The sequence below is a fragment of the Bradyrhizobium sp. HKCCYLRH3061 genome (assembly GCF_051168015.1).
GTDB lineage: Bacteria > Pseudomonadota > Alphaproteobacteria > Rhizobiales > Xanthobacteraceae > Bradyrhizobium.
Genome location: NZ_JBNPUE010000002.1, coordinates 17,598 through 41,558, shown reverse-complemented (window position 1 = coordinate 41,558; position 23,961 = coordinate 17,598). Strand labels below are relative to the sequence as shown.

General features: G+C 64.1%; 20 protein-coding genes. 17 read left to right on the top strand and 3 right to left on the bottom strand.

Annotation, left to right across the window (positions count from 1 at the left end; genetic code table 11):
- Positions 1–40: 40 nt before the first annotated feature.
- From ACQR2C_RS04035 to ACQR2C_RS03980, 12 genes are all read left to right on the top strand, one after another.
- Positions 41–3,643: an RHS repeat-associated core domain-containing protein gene (locus tag ACQR2C_RS04035; protein ID WP_434880498.1), complete on the top strand. Its 3,603-nt coding sequence runs from the start codon at positions 41–43 to the stop codon at positions 3,641–3,643.
- 875 nt (positions 3,644–4,518) lie between these two features.
- Complete coding sequence (gspD, locus tag ACQR2C_RS04030; protein WP_434880497.1) at positions 4,519–6,768, top strand: type II secretion system secretin GspD; 2,250 nt, start codon at positions 4,519–4,521, stop codon at positions 6,766–6,768.
- Positions 6,768–7,988 (top strand): type II secretion system F family protein, encoded by a 1,221-nt coding sequence (locus ACQR2C_RS04025; protein ID WP_434880496.1) that lies wholly within the window; start codon positions 6,768–6,770, stop codon positions 7,986–7,988. Before gspD ends, ACQR2C_RS04025 begins: the two co-directional genes overlap by 1 nt.
- Positions 7,985–8,455: a GspH/FimT family pseudopilin gene (locus ACQR2C_RS04020; RefSeq protein WP_434880495.1), complete on the top strand. Its 471-nt coding sequence runs from the start codon at positions 7,985–7,987 to the stop codon at positions 8,453–8,455. Before ACQR2C_RS04025 ends, ACQR2C_RS04020 begins: the two co-directional genes overlap by 4 nt.
- Before the next feature lie 13 nt (positions 8,456–8,468).
- On the top strand, positions 8,469–8,969 hold the full coding sequence (gspG, locus tag ACQR2C_RS04015) for a type II secretion system major pseudopilin GspG (RefSeq protein ID WP_434880494.1): 501 nt from the start codon (positions 8,469–8,471) through the stop codon (positions 8,967–8,969).
- Positions 8,966–9,388, top strand: a complete 423-nt coding sequence (locus ACQR2C_RS04010) for a type IV pilus modification PilV family protein (protein ID WP_434880493.1) — start codon at positions 8,966–8,968, stop codon at positions 9,386–9,388. Before gspG ends, ACQR2C_RS04010 begins: the two co-directional genes overlap by 4 nt.
- A 9-nt stretch (positions 9,389–9,397) precedes the next feature.
- Positions 9,398–10,072, top strand: a complete 675-nt coding sequence (locus tag ACQR2C_RS04005) for a prepilin-type N-terminal cleavage/methylation domain-containing protein (protein WP_434880492.1) — start codon at positions 9,398–9,400, stop codon at positions 10,070–10,072.
- A gap of 17 nt (positions 10,073–10,089) precedes the next feature.
- Positions 10,090–10,923 (top strand): general secretion pathway protein GspK, encoded by an 834-nt coding sequence (locus ACQR2C_RS04000; protein ID WP_434880491.1) that lies wholly within the window; start codon positions 10,090–10,092, stop codon positions 10,921–10,923.
- Positions 10,924–10,940: 17 nt separating this feature from the next.
- Positions 10,941–12,698 carry a GspE/PulE family protein gene (locus tag ACQR2C_RS03995; protein WP_434880490.1) on the top strand — a complete coding sequence of 586 codons (1,758 nt, stop codon included), beginning with the start codon at positions 10,941–10,943 and terminating at the stop codon, positions 12,696–12,698.
- Positions 12,699–12,714: 16 nt separating this feature from the next.
- Positions 12,715–13,857 carry a PilN domain-containing protein gene (locus tag ACQR2C_RS03990; RefSeq protein ID WP_434880489.1) on the top strand — a complete coding sequence of 381 codons (1,143 nt, stop codon included), beginning with the start codon at positions 12,715–12,717 and terminating at the stop codon, positions 13,855–13,857.
- Positions 13,854–14,423: a type II secretion system protein GspM gene (gspM, locus tag ACQR2C_RS03985; RefSeq protein ID WP_434880488.1), complete on the top strand. Its 570-nt coding sequence runs from the start codon at positions 13,854–13,856 to the stop codon at positions 14,421–14,423. Before ACQR2C_RS03990 ends, gspM begins: the two co-directional genes overlap by 4 nt.
- 20 nt (positions 14,424–14,443) lie before the next feature.
- The gene (locus ACQR2C_RS03980) at positions 14,444–14,938 is read left to right on the top strand and encodes a hypothetical protein (RefSeq protein WP_434880487.1); all 495 of its coding nucleotides are present in this window, start codon (positions 14,444–14,446) and stop codon (positions 14,936–14,938) included.
- 1,051 nt (positions 14,939–15,989) lie between these two features.
- Here ACQR2C_RS03980 and ACQR2C_RS03975 read toward each other — a convergent pair.
- The 3 genes from ACQR2C_RS03975 to ACQR2C_RS03965 are packed head-to-tail and all read right to left on the bottom strand — an operon-like array spanning position 15,990 to position 18,123.
- Positions 15,990–16,487, bottom strand: a complete 498-nt coding sequence (locus ACQR2C_RS03975) for a nuclear transport factor 2 family protein (protein WP_316182164.1) — start codon at positions 16,485–16,487, stop codon at positions 15,990–15,992.
- Entirely contained in the window at positions 16,484–17,338 is an 855-nt protein-coding gene (locus ACQR2C_RS03970) for an SDR family NAD(P)-dependent oxidoreductase (protein WP_434880486.1), read from the bottom strand. The genes ACQR2C_RS03975 and ACQR2C_RS03970 overlap by 4 nt, the downstream gene beginning before the upstream one ends.
- Positions 17,335–18,123, bottom strand: a complete 789-nt coding sequence (locus ACQR2C_RS03965; protein ID WP_315804938.1) for an SDR family NAD(P)-dependent oxidoreductase — start codon at positions 18,121–18,123, stop codon at positions 17,335–17,337. The genes ACQR2C_RS03970 and ACQR2C_RS03965 overlap by 4 nt, the downstream gene beginning before the upstream one ends.
- Before the next feature lie 348 nt (positions 18,124–18,471).
- Between ACQR2C_RS03965 and ACQR2C_RS03960 the strand changes: the two genes are divergently transcribed.
- The 5 genes from ACQR2C_RS03960 to ACQR2C_RS03940 all read left to right on the top strand — a co-directional run bounded on the left by ACQR2C_RS03960 (position 18,472) and on the right by ACQR2C_RS03940 (position 23,903).
- The gene (locus ACQR2C_RS03960; RefSeq protein ID WP_434880485.1) at positions 18,472–18,735 is read left to right on the top strand and encodes a putative quinol monooxygenase; all 264 of its coding nucleotides are present in this window, start codon (positions 18,472–18,474) and stop codon (positions 18,733–18,735) included.
- Between the two features lie 201 nt (positions 18,736–18,936).
- A complete protein-coding gene (locus ACQR2C_RS03955; protein WP_316216098.1) occupies positions 18,937–19,641 on the top strand; it encodes a Crp/Fnr family transcriptional regulator in 705 nt (234 codons plus the stop codon).
- Positions 19,642–20,092: 451 nt separating this feature from the next.
- Positions 20,093–21,784, top strand: a complete 1,692-nt coding sequence (locus ACQR2C_RS03950; RefSeq protein WP_316182168.1) for a PQQ-dependent methanol/ethanol family dehydrogenase — start codon at positions 20,093–20,095, stop codon at positions 21,782–21,784.
- Positions 21,785–22,016: 232 nt separating this feature from the next.
- A complete protein-coding gene (locus ACQR2C_RS03945; protein ID WP_434880764.1) occupies positions 22,017–23,144 on the top strand; it encodes a c-type cytochrome in 1,128 nt (375 codons plus the stop codon).
- Positions 23,145–23,213: 69 nt separating this feature from the next.
- Entirely contained in the window at positions 23,214–23,903 is a 690-nt protein-coding gene (locus ACQR2C_RS03940) for a response regulator transcription factor (RefSeq protein WP_315804942.1), read from the top strand.
- Positions 23,904–23,961 lie beyond the last annotated feature (58 nt).

Below are 23,961 nucleotides of genomic sequence, written 5' to 3'. Positions count from 1 at the left end.
ATTTCAGCGGCTTTACTCGGCGACTTGGGGGCTTGGCGCCATGACGATCTCGATCAGAAGACTGTTGCCGCAGGTGGCGGCTGTGATGTCCCTGGTGCTGGCGGGGCCGGCCTGGGCGGCCAGCAGCATCACGCGGACGTCATCGTTTGCGTATGACGCGGCCTCGGGCCTGCTGACCCAGGAGGTGGTTGAACCGGATACGCCGGCGCTGCGGCTGCAGACCGACTACGTCTATGACGCGTTCGGCCACAAGCGCGCGGTGACGGTCAGCGGGGCGGACATCGCCAGCCGCTCGAGCTCCAGCGCGTATGATGCGCGGGGACAATTCGCCACCTCCAACAGCAATGCGCTGGGGCAGAGCGAGAGCTTTCAATACGATGCGCGGTTCGGTCAGCCGGTTAGCCATACCGGGCCGAACGGTCTGACGACGACTTGGAGCTACGATTCGTTCGGGCGCAAGGTCCAGGAGACCCGTCCGGACGGCACGATCACGCGCTGGAGCTACCAGTTCTGCAACGGCGTCAATAGCGGCACGGCGACTTGTCTCTCCGGCGCGAGCTATCTGACCCAGGAGATGTCCTACGCCGCCGATGGCACCACGCTAACTGCGCCGGTGGCCACCGTCTATTTCGATGCGCTGGAGCGCGAGATCGGGCGCCAGACCCAGGGCTTCGACGGCAGCGTCGTGCAGGCGACCAAGAGCTATGACGCGGTGGGGCGGGTCACCCAAACCAGCCGGCCGTACTTCGCGACCGGCGGCACGCCGCGTTATACGACGTTCACCTACGACACGCTGGGCCGGGTGATCTCGACAACGCAGCCGGACGGCAGCGTGTCGCAGATGGCCTATCACGGCCTGACCACGGTCGAGACCAACCCTCTCGGCCAGACGCGGACGACTACCAGGGACAGCCAAGGCCAAGTCGTTTCGGTGACCGACGCGATGGGCAAGACGCTGACGGCGGCCTATGACGCGGTCGGCAACATGGTGCAGACCACCGACCCGGTCGGCAACGTCGTCACCGCGACTTACGACCTCCGTGGCCGGAAGGTCGCGAGCTCAGATCCGGATCTCGGCAACTGGAGCTACAGCTACAACACGCTGGGGCAACTGACGACGCAGACCGACGCCAAGGGCCAGGTCGTCAGCCTGACCTACGACATTCTCGGCCGCATGGTGCAACGCGTCGAGCCGGACATGACCTCGGTCTGGACCTACGACACCGCGGCCAACGGCATCGGCAAGCTGGCCGCGACCGGCATCACCTCGGGCTCCGGCAACGGTTTTGCCCGCAGCGTCAGCTATGACAGCCTCGGCCGTCCCCTGCAGGTTGCGACCACCGTCGATGGCGCGACCTACACGATGGGCGCGACCTACGACGCCAACAGCCGGTTGACCAAGGTCAGCTATCCCTCCGGCTTCACCGCGCGCTACGGCTATAACAGCCTCGGCTTCGCCAACCAGCTGCAGGACGACGCCACCAGCCAGTCCTACTGGACGGCGTACGCGATGGATGCCGAGGGGCACCTCACCCAGCAGACCGCCGGCAATGGCCTCAGCACGACCAGGGGCTTCGATCCGCTGACCGGACGGCTGACCAGCATTGCCACCGGTGTCAACAGCGCTGTGCAGAACCAGAGCTTTGGCTATGACCGCCTGGGCAATCTGACCTCGCGCAGCGACGCCAACAGCCATGTCAGCGAGACCTTCATCTATGACGCGCTCAGCCGGCTGACGACGTCGACCACGAACGTCGATACCACGCCGCTGGTCAAGACGTTCGCCTACAGCCCGATCGGCAACATCTTGAGCAAGTCGGATGTCGGCACCTACACCTATCCGGCGGCGGGCCAGCCGCTGCCGCATGCGGTGACCGGCGTCTCCGGCACGATCAGCGCCACCTTCGCCTATGACGCCAACGGCAACCAGACCTCCGGTCTCGGCCGCAGCATCGTCTACACCTCCTACAACAAGCCGGCGAGCATCACGCAGGGCACGCGGACGGTCTCCTTCGTCGACGACACCGACCACCAGCGCTTCAAGCAGGTGACCCCGGAGGGCACCACGCTTTACATCGCCGCGTTCGGGGTTGCGGCCGAGGTGCAGAACCCCGGCACCGTGGCGCAGAAATGGACCGACTATCTCATGGTCGGCAACGCCAGGATCGGCATGCGGGTGGCGCAGACCTCGGGCAGCGGCACGACCGTCACCACGCGCTACTTCCACACTGACCATCTCGGCTCGATCTCGGCGATCTCCGACCAGAACGGCCTCCTGGTCGAGCGCCTGAGCTACGACGCCTGGGGCAAGCGACGGAATGTTGACGGCACGGACGACACCACCGGCAGCATCACCAGCCAGACCACGCGCGGCTTCACCGACCACGAAGAGTTGTCGGTCGCCGGCCTCGTCCACATGAACGGCCGCGTCTACGATCCGCTGCTGGCGCGGTTCACCAGTCCCGACACCATGACGGAGAGCCCATTCAGCACCCAGGGCTGGAACCGGTACTCCTATGTCGGCAACGATCCGCTGACCTTCACCGATCCGTCGGGACACTGCTTCCTCGGCTGCTTCTGGAACGCGGTCGGCAAGGCGGTCAGCAGCGCCTGGAATGCGGTGACGCACTTCTTCCAGACCAATGCCATCGCTAGGGCCATCTTGCAGATCGGCGCGACGATCATGCTCAACGCTGTGCTGCCTGGGCTTGGGCTCGGGCTCGCGGCTGGATCATTTGGACTTGCCGTCGCATCGGCGGCTGGTGGCGCGATGATTGCGACGGGACTGGCTGGAGGCAATCTAGGTCAAGTCCTGAAGGCGGGGCTGATAGCAGGCGTTACAGCCGCAGCGTTCTACGGTGTCGGCGATTTGACGGGTCATCAACCTCAATTCGGCACCGACAAGTACTTCGTGAACGTCGCAGGACATGCTTTGGTCGGCTGTGGATCATCCGTGGCTTCCGGTGGGGACTGCAAATCCGGCGCGCTATCGGGAGCTGTCGGTTCCGCACTGTCGCCGCTAACGTCCACGGTATTCCCGAAGGCAGATACTGATTTGGGACAGCGCTTAGGTGGAGCAATTTTGGAGGGGACCGCAGGGGGGCTTGCTTCCGTTGCGGGCGGCGGAAAGTTCGCCAACGGTGCGGTAACCGGTGCGTTTGGTTATCTTTTCAACTATCTCATCAAAGAGGGGCAAACGGCTAAAATTGACCAGGCCCTCGATTATCTGCGGAAAGATCCAGGGCTGCGCCAGATAATTCAAGATCTTGAGGAGAGCTGGTTTCCGTATACAATCAGGACATCAAACTCTGTCAATGGCGGAGGGGCTAGTTCTTTCTCGGTGGAATGGAATCCGAGAGATTCTTTCGTTGGCGAATCTGGATCAATGTCGCCGGCGCTAGTTTTGGGGCACGAATTGGGCCATCTGGACGCAAATCTTGCTATGCGAATACTGAGAACAATGTGGTCTTACGACTACGGTGTGTATTCAAATGCTGAGGAATTCAGAGTAATGAGGGATGTTGAATGGCCGGCTGCAAGATCGTTGGGTGAAGTAACGCGCTTTTGCCATGCTTGCCGCGGGACGTTCAGAAGTGTGGATTCGCCGACTAGCACTTATGCTCCACCTAAGCCTAGATTCTGAGGCTTTCCTATGTATCGTCTCCAATTCTGCTTAGTTGCACTAATTGGAATGTCCTCAGTATCTGTCCATGCGTGCGACATTGTTAGCGCGCAGCGGACGATTGAAAAAATGAGGCAAGAGTTGTCCGAAGGCAAGATCGCGTTCGTAGAAATCAGAACTATGCCGGAATACGTCAATACGTTCATAGCGATCACGCCGGAGGCTCTCTTAGCGAAGCCCACGGAGACTTTTAGGTTTAAGCTCCGTGATGGTGCGCACGCGCGCCTAGGTTCGGCTCTTAGTTATTTGGCGCCGCAGGCTGGCCTTGAAACGGTCGATCTGCGATGGGCTTTTCTATTTCTGGATGATCAGAATAATCGACTGCATTCGATCTTCTTCGGATCGGATAAGCTATATCCACGAGGACGCAGCGGATATCTAGATGGAGATCAATGTAGATTTAGTTCGTCACTAGTCCAGTGGCTTCTACGGCATTTGCGCAGATTTGACGGGGCGTTCTGATCGTTTGTGCCAAACCTGCAAATCGCCAACCGCGTCATGGATGAGGTTAGCAAGCCAGTCAAATAGATGGGTGGGGGATTGCGGTGCACTTAATTGGTGATGGGGCCGTGCTGCTGGGGCGTTCGTGGTAAACTACGAGCAGGTGAGGTGTCGACGAAATCTCGTTTTGAAGTGACGCAACTGTTGATTGTGCCTTGCGACGTCCGACGCAAATTCGTGCATCAAAGCATGTGTATGACTCACTTGCGTGTCCTGCGAGCAATATCTCTCTCTCCCAAAAACCTCTAGGCTCTGCCTGTTAGTTGTTGAGCAGTCTTGGCTGCTTCGGGTTGGGGTGAACGGCAGTGCGGGGCGAGGGTTGTAGGCGCGGGTGGATGGCGCTTCCGATGGTGCTGGCGCTATCGGCGTGTCAGACCGTGGAGGAGGGCACGTCGTCGTTCACCTGGAGCACGGAGTCGGGATCGGCTGCGGAGGCGCAGGCGGCGATGCGGTCGCCGGCGGGGAATGGGCGGGCGGGAAAAATCTCGGGGTCGCCCCTGCTCGATGATAACAAGGGCGGCCCCGCCACCATGATCGAGGGCACCGGACGCTTTGTCGGCGAGCCGCCGATCGGCGCCGTGCCGCGCGGCACGGAGGATGTGGCCGACGGCGTCACCATCAATCTCGTCGGCGTGCCGGCGCCGCAAGCGGCGAAGACGGTGCTGGGGGATATTCTCGGCGTCAAATACACGGTCGATCCGGGGATCGACGGGCGGATCACGATCCAGACGCCGAGGCCGGTGGCGCGGGCGGCTGTCATCGATCTGTTCCAGGCGGCGCTGCGGGCCAACAATGCGGCCGTGGTCAACAATCGCGGTATCTATCGCATCGTCGCGGCGGACCAGACGACGGTCTCGGGCGCGTATCGCACGGATGACGTGGCTGACACTGGCGAGATAGTCGGCAGCGGGCTGCAGGTGGTGCAGCTGAAATATGTCTCCGCGTCCGAGATCCGGCGCGTCGTCGAGCCGATCGCGCCGCGCGGCGGCGTGGTGCGGGTCGATGATGCGCGCAACCTGATTACGCTCTCCGGCAATCGCCAGGAGATCGCGGCGATGATGGATGCGATCGCGCTGTTCGACGTCGACACCATGAAGGGCATGTCGTTCGCGCTGATTCCGGTCAAGACCTCAGCGCCCGATGCGATCGCCACCGAGCTCAAGAGCGTGTTCGCCTCGGACCGCGACGGGCCGATGGCCGGCATGGTGCAGTTCGTGCCGAACAAGCGGCTGCGCTCGATTCTGGTGATCTCGCCGCAGGTCCAGTATCTGCGCCGCGCCGAGACCTGGGTCCGGAAGCTCGACGCGCAGGCGCAAGGCAGCGAGAAGCAGCTCTTCACCTACGCCGTGCAGAACCGCCGCGCCCAGGAGCTGGTCGACGTGCTGCAGTCGATGTTCCCAACGGATACGCAGACCGCGACGGCCGGGCGGCGTACCGTGGCGCCGAACTATCAGGAGGCGAGCGTGCAGTCGCAGCCGTCGCAGTCCGGCAGCGGGCTGTCGTCCGGATCATCGTCGTCGGGCTTCACCGGCGGGCTTGGTTCGGCCGGAGGTGGCTTCGGCGGAATGCGGAATTCGGCGCCGGCCACCTCGGCCCCGAGCGTCATGCCGGCGGCGGCAACGTCTGCTCCGTCAGGCCGTGACACCGAGGCGGACGGTCCGCGGCTGCGCATCGTCGCCGACGAGGCCAAGAACGCGATCCTGATCGAGGCAGCCAACGCCGACTACAAGCGCGTGCTGCAGGTGATCGAGCGGCTCGACCAGATGCCGAACCAGGTGCTGATCGAGGCGACCATCGCCGAGGTCACGTTGAACGACGATCTGCGCTTCGGCGTGCAATGGTACATGCAGAAGCACAGCTCGAAGTTCACCCTGACGGAAGCCGCCTCCGGCGCGGTCAGCTCGGTATTTCCCGGCTTCTCCTACGCGCTGACCGCGGCCAACATCGCGGCCACGATAGACACGCTGAACCAGATCACCAACGTCAATATCGTCTCCTCTCCGTCGCTGGCGGTGATGGACAACAAGGCGGCGGTGCTGCAGATCGGCGACCAGGTGCCGATCACGACGCAGTCGGCGACCTCGACCCTGACGACCGGCGCGCCGATCGTCAATTCCGTCAGCTACAAGGATACGGGCGTGATCCTGTCGATCATCCCGCGCATCAATGAGAGCGGACGGGTGCTGCTCGACATCGAGCAGGAGGTGTCGAGCGTGGCGCCGACCACGTCCTCGAACATCGATTCGCCGACCATCCGGCAGCGCAAGATCAAGACGTCGGTGGTCGTCAACGACAATGACGCGCTGGTGCTTGGCGGGCTGATCCAGGACAGCCGCACCGCCGGCCGCAGCCAGCTGCCGATCATCGGCGACATCCCGTTCGTCGGCAATCTCGCCGGCAGCCGCGACAACGTAATCGGCAAGACCGAGCTGATCATCTTGATCCGTCCGCATGTGATGCGCAGCCTCGACGAGGCGCGCAACGTCACCGAGGAATATCGCCGCTTCATGGCGATCGAGGGACCGCATCGCCGCCCGCCTGTGCGGCGCCGCGCCGAGGACACCGGCCGCAGGATTTTGGACTGATGCCGCGCTTCCGCTACCGCGCCTATGGCACCGATGGCTCCTTCGCGGAGGGGACGATCGAGGCTGCCTCGGCGGCGGCCGCGGATGCGGCGCTATGGGCGCAGGGCCTGTCGCCGTTCCAGATGCGCGCTGCGGACAGCGACGGCACCAAATGGTGGAACCGCGAGATCACGCTCAGTGGTGGCTCCGACCGCGGCGATCTCTTGGCGTTCACGCGCGAGTTCTCCACGCTCTGCGCCGCCGACATCCCGATGGATGACGCGCTGCGCATCGTGCAGACGCAGGCCTCCGCGCCGCGGCTGCGGACGCTGGTGGCGGCGCTGCTCGCCGACGTGCTCAACGGCCGGCCGCTGTCGGAGGCGATGCAGGGCCAGCCGCGCGTCTTTCCCGCCGATTATATCGCCGTCGTGCGTGCCGGCGAGACCGGTGGGCGGCTCGCCCAGGTGCTGGTCGAGCTCGCCGAGCTCTTGGAGCGGCGGGCGGAGATCCGGGCGCGCGTCCAATCGGCGCTGATTTATCCGTCGATGCTGATCGTGCTCAGCCTCGCTACGCTGGCGATCATCGTCGGCGGCGTGATCCCGTCGATGGCGCCGATCTTCACCCAGAGCGGCAAGCCCGTGCCGCTGACCATCCAGATCATGCTGGCGTTGAAGGCGCACTGGCTCGAGATCATCATCACCAGCCTCGCGACGGTCGCGCTGCTCGGTGTTGCGCTTGCATTCGCCATGGCCGATGCCGGCCGCCGCCGGCGGCTCGACCGGCTCGCGCTGCGGCTGCCGCTGCTCGGCGGCTTCCTGCTGCAGCAGGACACCGCGCGCTTTGCCCGCACGCTCGGCACCATGCTGATGGCCGGCGTGCCGCTGATATCAGCAACGAAGTCGGCGAGCGACGTCGTCGGCAACCGCCATCTGCGGGCCGGCATGGACCAGGCGATTGAAGCCGTGCAGCAGGGCACGGCGCTGCACCGGGCGCTGCGCAACTTCGTCGCGTTGCCTGCCGTAGCGCTGCAGATGATCGCGGTCGGCGAGGAGGCGGGCAAGCTCGACCGCATGCTGCTGCGGGTCGCGCAGATGTTGGAGAAGCAGCTGCAGACCAGCGTCGACCGCTTCATGGCGGCGCTGACGCCGGCCATGACGGTCGGCATCGCGCTCATCATTGGCGCGTTGATCATGCCGGTGATGACGGCCGTGCTCAGCATCAACGATCTGGCCGGGCGATGAGCGCGCTGACGACCCATTGGCCGGAGGAGACGAGCGCGGGCTTCACGCTGGTCGAGATGCTGGCCGTGCTGGTGATCCTGGCGCTCGCAGCGACCGCGGCGGTGCCGCTGCTGTCGCGCGGCGCCGGCGCTGTGAGCCTTGATGCGGCAACCAGCGAAATTGCCTCGGCGCTGCGCGCCACGCGTGCCGCGGCGATCGTGCAGAGCCGGATGATGACCTTGAGCGTCGATGTGGACCGCCGCACCTTCGGCTCGGATGTGGTGAAGCTGCGATCGTTCGCGCCGGACATCCAGGCGAAGCTGACCTATGCGGCGGCGACGCAGTCGGGGCCGGCGGTGGGCGGTTTCCGTTTCTTCCCGGACGGCTCGTCGACCGGCGGCGATCTGAGCCTGGGGCTCGGCGAACGCGAGGTGAGGCTCTGCGTCGAATGGCTGACGGGGACGGTGCGCACGGCGGCGGCATGTTGAGGGGATGGAGGCGATGATGCTGGGGTGGGCGGGGATCAGGGACGTCGTGAAGTATCGTGTCGCGACGTGGCGCGGGCGGCGGCGACTGCGCCGCGGCAGCCAAGGTGAGGCGGGGTTCACCCTGGTCGAAATGCTGGTCGTCATCACCATCATCGGCCTCATCATGGGATTGGTCGGACCGCGCGTGCTGAGCTATCTCTCCGACTCCAAGCTCAAGACGGCGCGGATCCAGATCCGCAGCCTGGCATCGGCGCTCGACCTCTATCATCTCGATAATGGCCGCTATCCGACTGCAGCCGAGGGACTCGGCGCACTGGTCCAGAAGCCTGCTGCGGCAGGCAGCTGGAACGGTCCCTATCTGAGCGGCACCTTGGTTCCGAACGATCCGTGGGGGCGGCCCTATGTCTACAAATTCCCGGGGCAGCACGGCGCCTATGACATCGTCTCGCTCGGGCCCGAGGGGCGCGAGGACGAGGCCTCCGCCAACGCCAATGTGACGAGCTGGCAGCCATGATGGCCGTTGCGGCAACCATGACCGACGAGGACGAGGCCGGCTTCACCCTGGTGGAGGTCATCGTCGCGTTGGCCATGCTGTCGCTCGGTCTCACCCTGGTGATGAGCCTGTTGTCGACGGGGCTGGCGCGTATGGGAATGGCCGAACGTCTGGCAGGCGCCGTGTCGCTGGCACAATCGGTCTTGGCGCAGGTCGGCACCGTCATTCCTCTGCGCACCGAGGCGCGCGACGGCACCGAGGCGAGCGGCTATCGGTGGCACCTCGAGGTGCAGCCCTATCGTCCGGAGAAGGGCGGCGATGCGCGGCCGGTCGAGCTGTACCAGGTCTCCGTCCAGATCGGCTGGCAGGAGGGGCAGGACCCACGCTCCTTTGCACTCTCGACGCTTCGTCTCGGACCCAGAGCCGCCAAGTCGCAGTGAGCAGTGTCGATGACCTCGTCGGAAGCAGTCGAACGGAATAACGGCAGCGCGGGCTTCACCCTGGTCGAGGTCCTGGTTGCGCTCGCACTGTTCAGCCTGCTCGCCGTCCTGCTGTTCGACAACGTCAAGTTCGGCCTGCAGGCTTGGCGTAGCGGCAGCGCGCGCGCCGAGGCGTTTCAGCGCGAGCTCGCGGCCCAGGATGTGCTGCGGCGGCTGATCGGCAATCTGTATCCGATGGTGCTGGGTGAGGGTGCAGCCCAGCGCCGGATCGATTTCGATGGCCAGGCCGAGAGCCTCGAATTCCTGAGCGATGCGCCGGCCGTCTCCGGAGGCGCGGGCCGGTTCCGCTTCAAGCTGTTCGCGGATCGCCAGCGCGATCGGGTCGACCTCGTGCTGCAGGCGCGTCCCGAATTGGCCGTGACACAGAATCCGGAGCGCACGCTGCTGGTGTCGAACATTGACCGGGTCGAATTCAGCTATGCGGGGCGAGGGCCGGGGAGCGACAATGCAGGGTGGAGCAGCCGCTGGCAGGAGCAGGCCGATAGTCCAGGCTTGATCCGCCTTCGCGTCCTCATGCGTCCCGGCGACGGACGCAACTGGCCCGAGCTTGTAATCGCGCCGCGGGTGCAGGCGGACGTGGCTTGCGTCTATGACGCGCTCACGATGCGCTGCCGCGGGCGCTAGCAGGGAGGAAGGACGACATGCCGGTCGTGTCGGTGCTCTGGGGTCTCGCGCTGCTGACGGTCCTGTCGCTGTCGCTGTCATGGTCGGGCAGCGTCTCGTACAGCCTTGCTCACAACGGCATCGAGCAGGCCGGTCTCAACACGCTCGTCGAAGCCGGCGTCAACGCCGCCATCGATGGCCTGCTCGAAACGAACGCGGAGCGACGCTGGCGCGCCGACGGCAGCCTCCACAAAATCGATTTCAACGGCACGCAGATCGGCATCAGGGTTCAGGACGAGCTGGGACGGATCGACCTCAATCAGACTGACGAGGCCATGCTGAACAGCCTGCTGCAATCCGCAGGGCTGGATGTGCAGGCTGCCGGCAGCTTGACCGACAAGATCGTCGATTGGCGAACCGCGACTTCGCTGAAGCACCTGAACGGCGCCAAGGACCGCGACTACGCCTCGCGCAATGCCACCTACCATCCGCGCAACGGTCCGTTTCAGAGCGTGGGCGAGCTGTTGCTGGTGATCGATATGACGCCCACGATTTTTGCACGGATTGCGCCGGCGCTGACGGTCCATTCGGGACGGCAGTTCGTCGATCCGCAGCTCGCGCCGCGCGAGGTGCTGCGCGTGCTGCCCGGCATGTCGGCGCAGAGTGCCGAGGCTGCCATGGCCGCGCGTGACGGCGGCCGTGCCAACTCCGGTCTGGTCGAAGGCAATCCGATGACCGTTCTGCGCGGCCGCGCCTTCACGATCCGGACCGAGTTTTCCTTCGCGTCCCGCATGGTAGAGGGCGACGTTGCAATTCGACTGACTGAGAACCCGCAGCAACCCTATTGGGTGCTGAGCTGGACAACGAGATGATGGACCACGCGATCGCGATGACTCGCCAAGACCCTGCCGCTGCTGCAAGCGTCCGCGCGCCGCGCCATCTCGTGTTCGAAACCGACGGGGCCGAGTTGCTGCGACGGTTCGGCGAATTCCTGCTGGCGGAGAACATCCTCGATCGTATGAGTCTCGACCGGGCCAGCCGGGCGTCGCAGACGACGGGCGATCGGCTGGACACCGTCCTGACCAAGCTCGGGCTGGTGCCGGAGACAGGTCTCGTTACGGCGCTTGCGAAGTTTCTTTCTATCGATCTGGTGCGTATCGACGAGGTCCCGTCCGAGCCCATCTTGCCTCAACTTGTCGAAGCGGAGTTCGTGCGTCACAACCGGGTGCTGCCGCTCGGAAGCCACGACGGCAGGCTGTCCGTCGGCGTGACGGATCCGTTCAACCACGATCCGGTCCGCGCGCTGGCATTCCTGACAGCGCTGTCGGTCGACATCAGGCTGTTTACGGCGGCAGAGTTCGACAAGGCGTGCGGCGCGCTCTATCCGATCCATGCGAGCCATGACGAGACCCGCATTGTCGGCGGCATGGAAGCCAACGAGGCCGATGTCCAGCGGCTGCGTGATCTGGCGAGCGAAGCGCCGATCATCCGCCTGGTCAACCAGATCATCGCCAATGCGGTCGAGGCACGCGCATCGGACATTCACATCGAGCCGAACGTGGATCAGGTGCACGTGCGCTACCGGATCGACGGCGTGTTGCGTTCGGTTCAGGTGCTCTCGGCGGATCTGCGGGCGGCGATTACGTCGCGCGTCAAGATCATGTCGAAGCTCGACATTGCCGAGCGCCGGCTGCCCCAGGACGGACGCATCAAGATCGCCGTCCGCGGCATCGACATTGACTTTCGCGTCTCAACAATCCCGACAGCTTTCGGCGAAAGCGTCGTGCTGCGCGTGCTGGACCGCAATCGCGTGAGCCTGGACTTTGCCGAGCTCGGGTTCTCGGACGAGCACATCGCCACGCTCCAGGCGCTGCTACAGCAGCCTAACGGCATTATTCTGGTGACGGGGCCAACCGGGAGCGGCAAGACGACCACCCTGTATACGGCGCTGAAGGCGCTGAACAATACCGAGCGCAAGATATTCTCGGTGGAGGATCCGATCGAGTACCAGATGCCCGGCATCAACCAGGTCCAGGTCCAGTCGGACATCGGGCTGACGTTTCCGCACGCGTTGCGCTCGATGCTTCGGCAGGATCCGGACATCATCATGATCGGCGAAATCCGCGATCTCGAGACGGCGCGCATCGCCATTCAGGCGTCCTTGACCGGACATCTCGTGCTCTCGACGCTCCACACCAACAATGCTGCATCTGCCATCACCCGCCTGATCGACATCGGCGTCGAGAACTATCTGCTGGCCTCGACGCTGAAGGGTGTGATCGCTCAGCGCCTGGTGCGCAAGCTCTGCCGCCATTGTTCCGGTGAGCATCCGCAGGCGGCTTATTGGGCGGCGAGTTTCGAACGGTCCGATATCGACCTCCGGGCGCTTGGAAACCCAGACATCCGTCAGCCACAAGGCTGCGAGGATTGCGGCCATGCCGGCTTCTCCGGCCGCTCGACGATCGCGGAGATGCTGGTTGTCGACGACGCCTGTCAAAGCCTGATTCTGGCGAGGGCGGCGGATGCGGCGATCGAGCGTGCGGCCCGCGAGCGAGGCATGCAGAGCATGTATGAGATGGGCGTCCGAAAGGTCTGGCGCGGCGAGACGACGATCGACGAGGTCCTGCGCGCGACGCGGATGGGATAGGGCGGCGGGACTGGCGATGCATGAGAGCAAGAACGGAGGAGCGTTGCTGGCCACGGTTCGTGCGGCTAGTCCGCGCGACTGGGCGGGATCGGCATTCGCTTGGTGGTGCAGGGAAGCGGTTGATCTGTTGCCGCAACGGTTCGTGGCCGCGCTGGCTCCGGCCGGCAGGCCGAGACTTCTGGTCGATCGCGACGAAACGGGGATACGGCTTCGGTTGAACGATCCACGATCACGAGTGGAGGCTGGCGAAACCACCCCTGCAGCTGAGGTGACGGCGGCGATCGCATCCATCCTGCAGCGTCATGGTCTGGATCGGCGCGACGTCGATCTGGGCCTGCGTCTGCCGGCGGCAAGTGTTTTCGGTCGCGATCTCATGCTTCCGCGCGAGGCGAAGGGCGCGATCGACACGATCGTGCGGCAGGACCTGTTGCGCCGGACGCCATTCAAAGCGGAGGACATCTATTGCGACCACGTGACCGCCACGTCGCCTGACGGCCGGATCGCGGTTCGGCAATGGGTTACGCGGCGCCATCATGTGCAGGAGGCCGCTGATCAGTTCGGGCTTGCCGTTGCGCAGATCGCGTTCGTCGTGTTCGGCGACGATCAGGCGTCGCCGTCGATCCGACTGGCGCGTCCTGTGGCTGCCCGCAAGACCTCCACCGTTGCCGTCGCAGGGCTCGGCGCGCTCGCCATGCTTCTTGGGTCCGGCATTGCGGTCCTGACCTTCGCCCGGCAACAGGCGACACTGGATCGGCTCGATGCCGAGATCCTTGTGGCGCGCAAGAGCGCCGAGCGCGTTCGCATCCTGGTGGATCAATTGCGGGAGCGGAGGACGACGCTGTCGCGCCTTCGTCTACAGCGTAGCGAGGTGCCGGGACTGATCGACGTCTGGGATGAAGCCTCACGAATTCTGCCGAAGCATTCCTGGCTGACCGAATTGCGGCTTGTGGACGGGGCGAACATTCGGAGCGCATCCGTCACGATGACTGGGTTTTCGGCCGCGGCGCCGAGCCTGATCAATACGCTCGGTGGATCGAAACTGTTCGTGGACGCCGCGCTGACGTCGCCGGTTGCGATGGATCCGATCGAGAATCGGGAGCGTTTTTCATTGCAGGCCAAGATTCGCGTGCCTGGCGCCTTCAAGGAGGTGGAGCCATGAGTGAATTCACGAGGCGCAGGGACCAGCTTGGGCGCCGCGGCCTGTTCATTGCGGTCAACCTCACGATCCTTGTGCTGGTATTCTGGGGCTTCGTGGCGCCGGTCGAGGCGGTGTTCGCCGAGCGGGAGGCGCGAATCCAGCAGCAGCAGGTTCTGTTGGCCCGGCTGAGCGCGATCGCGGCGCAGGCATCGGCGATCGAAGGCCTTGCGTCCGAAACGGAGTTGGAGCTCCAGAACGGGGAATTCCTGACGGGCGCGAATGAAAACGTGATCGCCGCCGACCTGCAGACCAAGCTGAAGACGATCATGGGCAATTCCGGCGCCCAATCCCGCGCGATTCAGTCTCTGCCGGGCCGGACGGTTGATCAGATCAAGTACAGCGGCGCGCGCATCGATCTGTCCGGGCCATTGCCTGCCATCGTGCGCGCGGTCCATGCGGTCGAGAGCGCAAAGCCGTATTTGTTCATTGCCAATGCGGTGCTGAAGAGCAGCCCAGCCATGCGCCCGGGAACGGCCGAGGAGCCGGTGCTTCAGGCGCAGCTCGACATCTACGGTGCCGTGCAATGAGGAGCCTAGTGCGATGGCGGGTGACGCCGCTGGCCGGTGTGTTGGCGCTCCTGGCGTGCCTTAATGTGCTGCTCGGAGCAAGGCTCGCGACGTTGAGCTTAGGCGGAGAAGCATCCAGCTCTGGACGTGCGGCATGGGAAGCGCCTGTGCCCCGTACCATAGCGACTGTGGTCGGACGGCAGCCGCTGGAGAGGTATGCCGAGATCCTGGCCCATCCGGTGTTCCAGAAGTCGCGCGAGCCGTTCGTTCCGCCTCCACCGGCACCGCCAGCGCCGATGCCAGTGGTCGCTCCGCCCCCCGCCGCCGCTGATCCGGGTCTCCTGGTCGGCGGTGTCATGATCAACGGCGGCACGAGCAAGGCCTATCTGCAAAGCAGGGGCGGAGCAGGCGCCGGCTCCTGGATCAACGAAAACGAGACATTCCAGGGCTGGCGGGTGACATCGATCGACGCGTCAGGTGTTCGGATCGAGCAGGAGGGGCGTGCGATCGAATTGCAGCTCTATCCTCGAAATTAAAACCGTCCAACGGTCCATCGCCCGAGAGCTGGTCGACACCCGCCGCAGTTCGCAACTGGCTCAAGCGAACGACCCAAATCGCAACAACGCTGGCGAGTAGCCCCAAAGCCAAGTGTGGTCATGTCGGATTCGGCTGGCTAATGACGGCGATCATGCTGAAGAATACTGCCGCCAGCAAGTGCACGTCTCCGTTCGAAAAGCGCCTTTTCGGTCCGCTCGCGAGACAAGCCATTGAAATCGCGACCGCCATATCCGCCCTCCGAGCGCACCATCTCTCTCTCCTCAAATCTGTTTGCGGTTTGTTCCAGCCTCGCGCCTTTCGTTCGGGCGAGGGGCTGCGGTCCCGCGGCGCGATGGCGTCCGAGTTCTGCCGGTCGTTCCGCCCTCGAGAATGAGAGGGCGCGGGGAATGCCGGGCGCTGGCCGCACCCATGGCCCGCCTGCGAAAAAAAGCAGGCGGCAGGAACCACAGGTTCAGCCGAGACATCCCGGCATTCCCCGCGCGATGGTTTTCACGCTTATGTCGCGATCTCCCCGGTGTCCGGCTTTTTAGCCACCGTCGCCCTCGGGATCATCGCCCGACGACTTGGCGCCAGCATCGGGGCGCCAGGACCACGCGTCTTCACGTCCGCAAGCCTGCCGTTCGTCGGCGAGCCCGTAAGCCCGCTGCAGCACGCCTGCGGCCACCGCGTCCCCAGACCCCACGTCTCGTGACGATCGCGAAGCGCCCCTCTCGGCGGGTCCAAGATGGCGATACATAAACATGGTTTCTGAAAAAAAGCAACAGAGTTAATTTATTCAGAAGTTGTGGACAGGGCCAAATCAGCTTGATTCCGTCTGATGGAACCCGTCGCGCCGGGCGGCCCGACTCCGCCGCAGTGACGTTGCTAGGGTAAGTCACCCCGCAGCGACGCGTGCCCAGCGTTGGCGCCAGTCGGGGCGGGCCGGGGCACGGCCCGTGAAAGATCGTGCATGACGCCGTCCTTGTCGGCGCCGCTATCCACGTCTGACGGAGCTCGGCCGTCAAATCAGCAGGCCTCAGTTCGTGCAGCTCAGGTCTGGGCCGGCCTGGTCGCTGCCGCGGCTTCCCAGCCGGGCTCGACCGGGACCATGTACCAGGTCGTCAACACGACTTTCGAAAACAGCCAACGGCCGTTTTCCCTGACATATTCGTCATCGAACCGGCCGCCGACCATGAGGCTCTTGCCGTTGAGAACGGGGCGCCCGTCGAGATGGCTGTAGCCTCTGCCGTGGTCGCCATCGATTTCGACGACGTGCGCGTGGATGAATTGACGCGCCCATTTGATCGGGAAGTTGAGGAAGAAGTCGCGGATGGCCTCGCGGCCGGTCACCGACGGCCGACCGCCATAGGAGACGGTGGCGTTCTCCGCAAAGAGATCGGCCAGTTCGGCGACGCGCTCCTGGTTGACGTATTCGTGGTACGTGCAGCGCAGTGTCCGGATCGCCTCGCGATCGTCATGCTCGGCAACGCGTTTCTCGAGCGCCTCGATCCTGGCTCTGAGGTCGGCGGTCTCGTTTGAATTGCTCATGGTTCATCCGTCGACGCAAGGAGGCCGTCTGGCTGGTGGTGATGTTGATCACCGATGATGTTGCGGAGCCGCTCCTCGACCCGGAGCCGCACCGAGGGATGCGGAAGGATGTAGAATTCGTCGTCGTGGATGGCCTGGATCGTCATGCTGGCCACATCGGCGGCGCTGACCTCGGATGCCTCCATTCCCGCTCTGACGCGCTGATCAAAGGGGGCGCTGTCCGGATTGGTCGCGGCCAGATGGACCGGCCGATGTCGGCTGGAATCGACAATGGCCGTCCTGACCAGCGAGGGGCACAGCACGTTGACCTTGAGAGGAGAGCCGGCAAGCTGAAGGTCCTTCGCAAGGCACTCGGACAGGGCGACGACCGCGTGCTTGCTGGCGCAGTAGACGCCGGAGCCCGCAACGGTGGTCAAGCCCGCGGCCGAGGCCGTGTTGACGATGTGGCCCTCGTCGCCCGCAGCCATCATGCGCGGCACGAAGCTGCGAATGCCGTTGACGACGCCCAGGAGGTTGACTCCGAGCACCCACGTCCAGTCCTCGGGAGTTGCGGACCAGACCGGGCCAAGCGCCGCGACACCGGCGTTGTTGAAGAGCAGGTGAACGTTGCCGAACTCTTCAAAGGCAAGGTCGGCGAGGCGTTGAACCGCTTCGACGCTGGACACGTCGCACTGCGCCGTGTGCACGGCAATCCCGCCCGGCATCGGGTCTTTCGTGGCTGATAGTCCGTCGCGATCGACGTCGGCGAGAACGAGCTTCATTCCTTGCGCAGCGCAGGCAGCGGCCAGCTCGCGCCCGATGCCGCTGGCAGCTCCCGTGATCACCGCGACCTTGCCTTCGAGGTGCTTCATGCCGCGCTGATTCCGCCGTCCACGGTGAACACCGATCCGGTGATATAGCTCGCGGCCGGCGATGCCAGCAGCAGGCTGACGCCGGCAATCTCGTCGGGGATCCCAAGCCGGTTCATCGGCACCATGGCGTGGAGCGGCGCTGTCGCGGCCTCGTCCAGCAGGCGGCCTCCGCCGAGCCCCGTCCGGAAGAAGCCGGGCGCGATGGCATTGACCTGGACGTCGAACGTGGCGAGCTCGAGCGCGGCCTGCCTGACCAGGTTCACCACCGCGGCCTTGGCGGCCGCATACGCATAGGCGGTCGCTGCCGAGCCTCTTAATCCTCCGACCGACGCCGTGACCACGATCCGACCGCCGCGCTGCGCCTTCATGTGACGGGCCGCAGCCTGGATGGTCGCGAACGCGCCGGTCTGGTTGATGGCAATAACGTCATTCCAGGCTGCGAAATCGACGTTCTCGATGTGGCCCTGCGGCAATCGAATTCCGGCTCCCCCGCTGATGCCGGCGTTCGCGAACATGACGTCGAGCCGGCCCTTGCGCGCGATGACGTCATCGACCGTCCGCCGGATGGCGTCTGGATCTGCGACATCGACCGTCGCGATCTCTGCCCCCGGGATGATCTCCTCGCCGATCCGCCTCAGTTCGGTCTCGTTCCTGTCAACCAGGATCAAATCGGCACCGTTGGCTGCCATGGTCCGGGAAATGGCCAGGCCAAGTCCGCTCGCCGCGCCGGTCACGATGGTGACCAAGCCCTCGACTGCGAAGAGGCGTTCGGCCGTCAGCAACATCGGGTCTCCTCGTTTTGACATGGTTGCCCGTTGCGCCTCCGGCCGTGCCGCGTCGTGACGCCGCCAAGAGACAAGCACAGATCATGGCCGAGACTGTCGCAATCGCGACAATCGATGCACAAAATCACCTTAGCTTGAGCCGGCGAGGGCGCCGGGACGCAGGCCGCCGCGTGCAAGAAAATCAACTTCGCGGGGTAACGACGGTCAACATGACAACCGAGGCAACCAATGTTCTGGCGTCCATCCCAGGCGCCGAGGTCTCGACGTCCGCACGATCCCGCTCATGCCATTCGCCGAGGACAGCCATCCGGCGCCTTCTGAGGAACACAAGAGTGAGGATGTGAGCCGATGATCATCGTTGTGGGGTCTGTGGACGGGCTTGGCGAAAGCTTTGATCGTCTGATGAAGATCAGCCTGGAGCATGTGCATCGTTCGCGTATGGAAGACGGCTGCGTGGAGCACACCGTGCAGGTCGATTGTGAAAACTCGCTCCGTCTGCGCTTCTTCGAGCGCTGGCGTGACGCCATCGCGCTCGAGGCGCATTTCGCCCGACCCGAGTCACGGGCGTTCGTGCAGGAGTCGCCAAGCTGTGCGCGAGACCGCCCGTCATGACCATCTATGAGGCCGAGGAAAAATCGTTCTAGCGCTGGCGGGCCGCCGGTGTGACGCGCCTCATTTTACCCGATCCGGCGACTCGCGCTGGGGTGGGCCTACACCGCCGGGAGCCCGGCCACCTCGATTGATCTCCGCTATACTGATATGGGATGACAGATGTCGCGACAGCGACCATCCCGTCTTCATGTGTGGCGACGAATGAACAAAGCGGTCCTCAAGGCTGTTCTGCGCAGGAACAAGTGGTTTGCTGGCCTTTCTCCGTCATTGGCGGACAACATTCTTCGTCTGGGTCGCGTTCGAAACGCGGACAACTCCCTGATCTATTCCGCGAGCGACTCCCGCGACGGATTGATTGCCCTGGTGTCGGGGCAGGTGCGCTTGACCAGCTTTTCGCTGTCCGGCAATCCCTCCTTCCTGCTGATCTCTTCGCCTGGGTCGTGGATCGGCGTCACCTCTGCCCTCGACGGGCGCCCATATGGTTATGACGCATTCGCCATTGGCAAGGCGGTGCTGTTTCACGTGAGCCAGGAGCGGTTCGAGGCGCTCATCAACGAGAGCAACGAGTATTATTCTGCGTTTGTTCGAATGGTCTGCGATCACCTGCGCGTGTCGATGCAGAACCTGATCATTCTCCGCAATCGGCGTCCACTTCACCGGCTTGCGCAGGAATTGCAGAGGCTCGCAGAGAGTCACGGGCGACAGACCAAGAAAGGGTTGGTCATCGATTTGCGATTGTCGCAGGAGGATCTTGCGGTGATGATTGGGGTCGGCCGGCAGACGATCAATCGTCTGCTCAAGAGTCTCGAGCAGGATGGGATTGCGACGGCAAAGTACGCGTCGGTCACGATTCACGACCTGGAGGCGATCGAACGCCTCAGCTCGAGCGACCCCGTGGAGAGCTAGACGTCACCAGGCCAAGGCAAGCTTTGCGCTCGGGTTTCCCTGTCTGGCACCGAGCCCCGCGTATTCCAGCGGCGGCCGCGCCTGAACTAAAAGATGCCGCTCTTCGGTCCGGTTTGTTCAAGGCGTCATCTCGAGAGAGGGCTTCCCTCGGTGTGGCGACCGCGAGGACGCCAAGCTTCCACGAGATCGCGCAGTGGAAGTGCGATAACGATCCTTCCGCTCGCAGGTCACAGAATTTCGATAAGCCGCTGAAAGGACGCCGTAATCGGCCTTCAACCCTGATCCCCGCCGCCTACTACCTTCCGCCTATGAGAGCCGGGCCGCGCTGATGCTGTAATCGCCCCGGTGCTTGCACCGCGACTGCTCATCTGGGGCCTCGCGCGCACGCGTCATACGAACACAACAAAGACATAGGCGGAGGGAACTGATGAATTTCACGAGCAGGAGATTCTTGGCTGGCATCTCGACGGTTGCCTTCCTTGTCGCCGGCACGTTGGGCGTCCGCGCCAACGACTCGGCGCTGAAGGCCGCCAGCGAGCCCGGCGCCTGGGCGATGGCCGGACATGACTACGGCAACACCCGGTTCAGCCCGCTCAAGGAGATCAACACCGAGAACGCCGGTAAGCTGTCGCTGGTCTATTCGTTCTCACTGGCCTCGCTGCGCTCGAACGAGGCCTCGCCGATCGTGATCGGCAACACGCTCTACGTCTCGACGTCGTGGGGTCCGAAATACGTCTACGCGCTGGATGCCGCGACCGGCGCGCGCAAATGGACCTATGAGCCGGAGATTCCGGACGATACGCTGCAATATGCCTGCTGCGACGTGAACAGCCGCGGCATCGCCTATGCCGACGGCAAGCTGTTCGTCGGCCGGCTCGACGGCAAGCTGAGCGCGCTCGATGCCGCCACCGGCAAGGAGCTGTGGACCTCGAAGGTGGTCGACTACAAGCAGGGATCGGTGATCACCTCGCCGCCGCTGGTCGTGCGCGACAAGGTCATCACCGGCTTCGGCGGCGGCGAGTACGGCGTGCGCGGCTCGCTGCAGGCCTACGACATCAACTCCGGCAAGCTGGTCTGGCAGACCTACACGGTGCCTGCGCCTGGCGAGCCCGGGAGCGAGACCTGGAAGGGCGACACCGGCTTGCATGGCGGCGGCGCGGCCTGGCTGGTCGGCTCCTACGATCCGAAGAGCGACACGGTCTATTGGGGCACCAGCAACCCCGGTCCCTGGAACACCGCCGTGCGCTCGACCGGCAATGGCGATTTCGGCAAGCTGACCAATCTGTATACGGCGTCCACGCTGGCGCTCGATCCGAACACCGGCAAAATCAAGTGGCACATCCAGACCACGCCTGCCGATGCCTGGGACTATGACGGCGTCAACGAAGCCATCCTCGCCGATCTCAAGGTCGGCGGCGCAGCCGTTCCGACCTTGATGAAGGCCGATCGCAACGGCTTCTTCTTCGTGGCCAATCGAGAGACCGGCAAGGTGATCTCGGCCGAAAAGTACGTCTTCGCCAACTGGGCGCAGAAATGGGACATTTCGACCCTGCGCGCGGTCGAGGACCCGGACAAGCGGCCGGGCCCTGGACATCCCGTCAAGGACGTCTGCCCGAACCTGATCGGCGGCAAGAACTGGCAGCCGATGTCGTACAATCCGGACACCGGCTTGGTCTACATCCCGACCAACAATGTCTGCATGGACTGGGCGGTCAGCGACGTCTCGTACAAGCGCGGCGTGTTCTATCTCGGTGCGGAATTCCCGACCAAGGAAGGCCCCGGCGGATTCCTCGGTGAGCTCATCGCCTGGGATCCCGTGAATAACAAGAAAGTCTGGTCGATCCAGGAAGACCTTCCGTTCAACGGCGGTACGCTCAGCACCGCCGGCGGTCTGGTCTTTTCCGGTAATCTGCACGGCGATTTCCGCGCCATCGACGCCAAGACCGGCAAGATCCTGTGGAAGAAGAATCTCGGCTCCGGCATCGGGGCCGGTCCGGTGACCTATTCGGTCGACGGCAAGCAATACGTCGCCGTCGTCGTTGGTCGCACCGCCTCGATCCCGGCGTTCCTGGGCGAGATCGGCAAGAAGATGACAAACGCGGCTCCCGAGGGCGGCGCCCTGTTCGTCTTCGCCGTCCAATAGCCGCAGAGTTCACGACGGCCACGCGTGTCCCCGGCCGCGGGGACACGCGCAGCGTTCGGCCAATCCGCATCAAGCGGACGAAGGAAGGCGGCCCGCTCGCGAGACCGAGCCGTACCATATAAACAGATAAACAAGATCTGAGGGATCGAGGATGCGCCTGAATCGTCGTCAGACTGGCTCGAATGGGCGGGCCGCCGAACTGTCAGCAAGCGCGACGGCTCTCGTCGCCTTGATGGCCTCCACCCTGCTGGCCTCGTCGGCGGCGGGTCAGGCCAACGAGGCCGAGCCGCTGCGACTCTGCGCGGATCCGACCAATCTTCCGTTCTCGAGCAACAATCCAACGCAGCCGGGATTCTATCTCGAGGTCGGTCAGGCGCTGTCACAGCAACTCGGCCGCCCCGTGGCCTATGACTGGTACAAATCCTATTTCGGCAAGCGAACCGTGCGCGTGACGCTGCTGGGCAAGCAGTGCGACGCGATGATCGGCCTGCCGCTGTCAGCGGACTTCATGGGACCGGCCGTGATCTTCTCGAAGAAGATCGCGACCGAAACCTACGCACTCGTCAGCCGCGGGACGCTCATCGTCCATAGCATCGACGATCTCCGAGGCAAGCGTGTCGCCGTGCAATACCAGACCACGCCGCAAAACCTGCTGGCCCAACGCGACGACATCAAGAAGGTGACGGTGCTGACGCCGGACGAGGGCCTTGCGGCGCTGGCCCAGGGCAGGGCCGACGTCGCCTTCGTCTGGGGGCCGGTTGCAGGCTGGTTGAACAAGACGATCTACCAGAGCGGCTTCCGGATCCAGCCGGTCGAGGGCGACGGGCTCTCCTGGGATGCCGCGATCGGCCTTGCCAAGAGCTCCGGCCAACTGCGCGATCAGATCGACGCCGCATTGCCGCAGCTCGCGCCGCGGATCGCCGAGCTCGCGGTCAAATACGGGCTGCCGAGCGAGCCGTCGATCAGGCTCGGCGCCGTGCCGCGCCCGATCAAGCTGGCGTCGACAACTGACCCCGCTCCGCTTCTCCGCCAGCCGGTCGCCGAGGCCGTCGTGACCAGCGTTTCGGACTCGACTGCGAGCGAGTCGAAGACCGAGGCGGTGACGCTAGGCAAAGAGATCTTCAATGGCACCTGCGCCCACTGTCACGGACCCGACGCCGTGCAGGCAGAACGCCGGATCGACCTGCGACGGCTGCAGACCCGCTACGGTGAGGACATGCGCGACAAATTTTGGACCACCGTGCATGAAGGTCGTCCCTCCAAGGGCATGCCCGCCTGGAAGGAGGTCTTTACCGACGACCAGTTCGAGAGCATCTATACATTCCTGCTGACCGTGCAGTCGTCAGAGACGGCAAATTGAGGGAGCGACACCGGCCGACACGATCTGCCGGATCACCCGGCACGTGCTGGCAGCGAGTGAAGGTCGGACATGACGCGTTTTCTGATCATCGACGATCATCCCCTGTTTCGCGAAGCTCTCGGCAATGCGGTGCGTCTGGCGCATCCTGACGCCGAGATCTTCGAGGCGCTGTCGATTGCCGATGCCCTCAGCACCCTTGCGCTCGAACCCGACATCGACCTGGCGCTGCTCGATCTGACGCTGCCCGATGCCATGGGCTTCTCGGGATTCCAGCGGCTTCGCGCCGCCCATCCGCGGCTTCCGGTCGCGATCGTCTCGAGTGACGAGGACCAGAACGTGGTGCGCGAGGCGCTTTCGCTCGGCGCGGCCGGCTATCTGCCGAAGTCGACCTCGAAGCGCGAACTGACGTCCGCGATCGAGCGCGTGCTCAGCGGCTCGATCTCGGTCCCGAAAGACTTCGTGCCCGCGGTCGAGCGCCACGGGAAGGGCTCATCTCGCGCGCTGCAGGCGCGTCTCGAGGAGCTGACGCCGCAACAGCTTCGCGTCCTCGACCTGATCAGGCGTGGCTATCAGAACCGGGAAATCGCCGGCGAGCTTCAGCTTGCGGAGTCGACCGTCAAGGCGCACATCACCGAGATCCTGAGAAAACTCCGCCTGTTCAGCCGCAACAAGGCCATCATCGAGATCGGCAAGATCGCGCTGAACGCGCCGGCCGACCGTCAGGGATCGCGCACCGCTTCGGGCAGAAAACACCTGTAGCGGAATTGTTGCGCCGCAAGATTTCACGGCCACCGCAGGCGTGGCGACGTCGATGGCG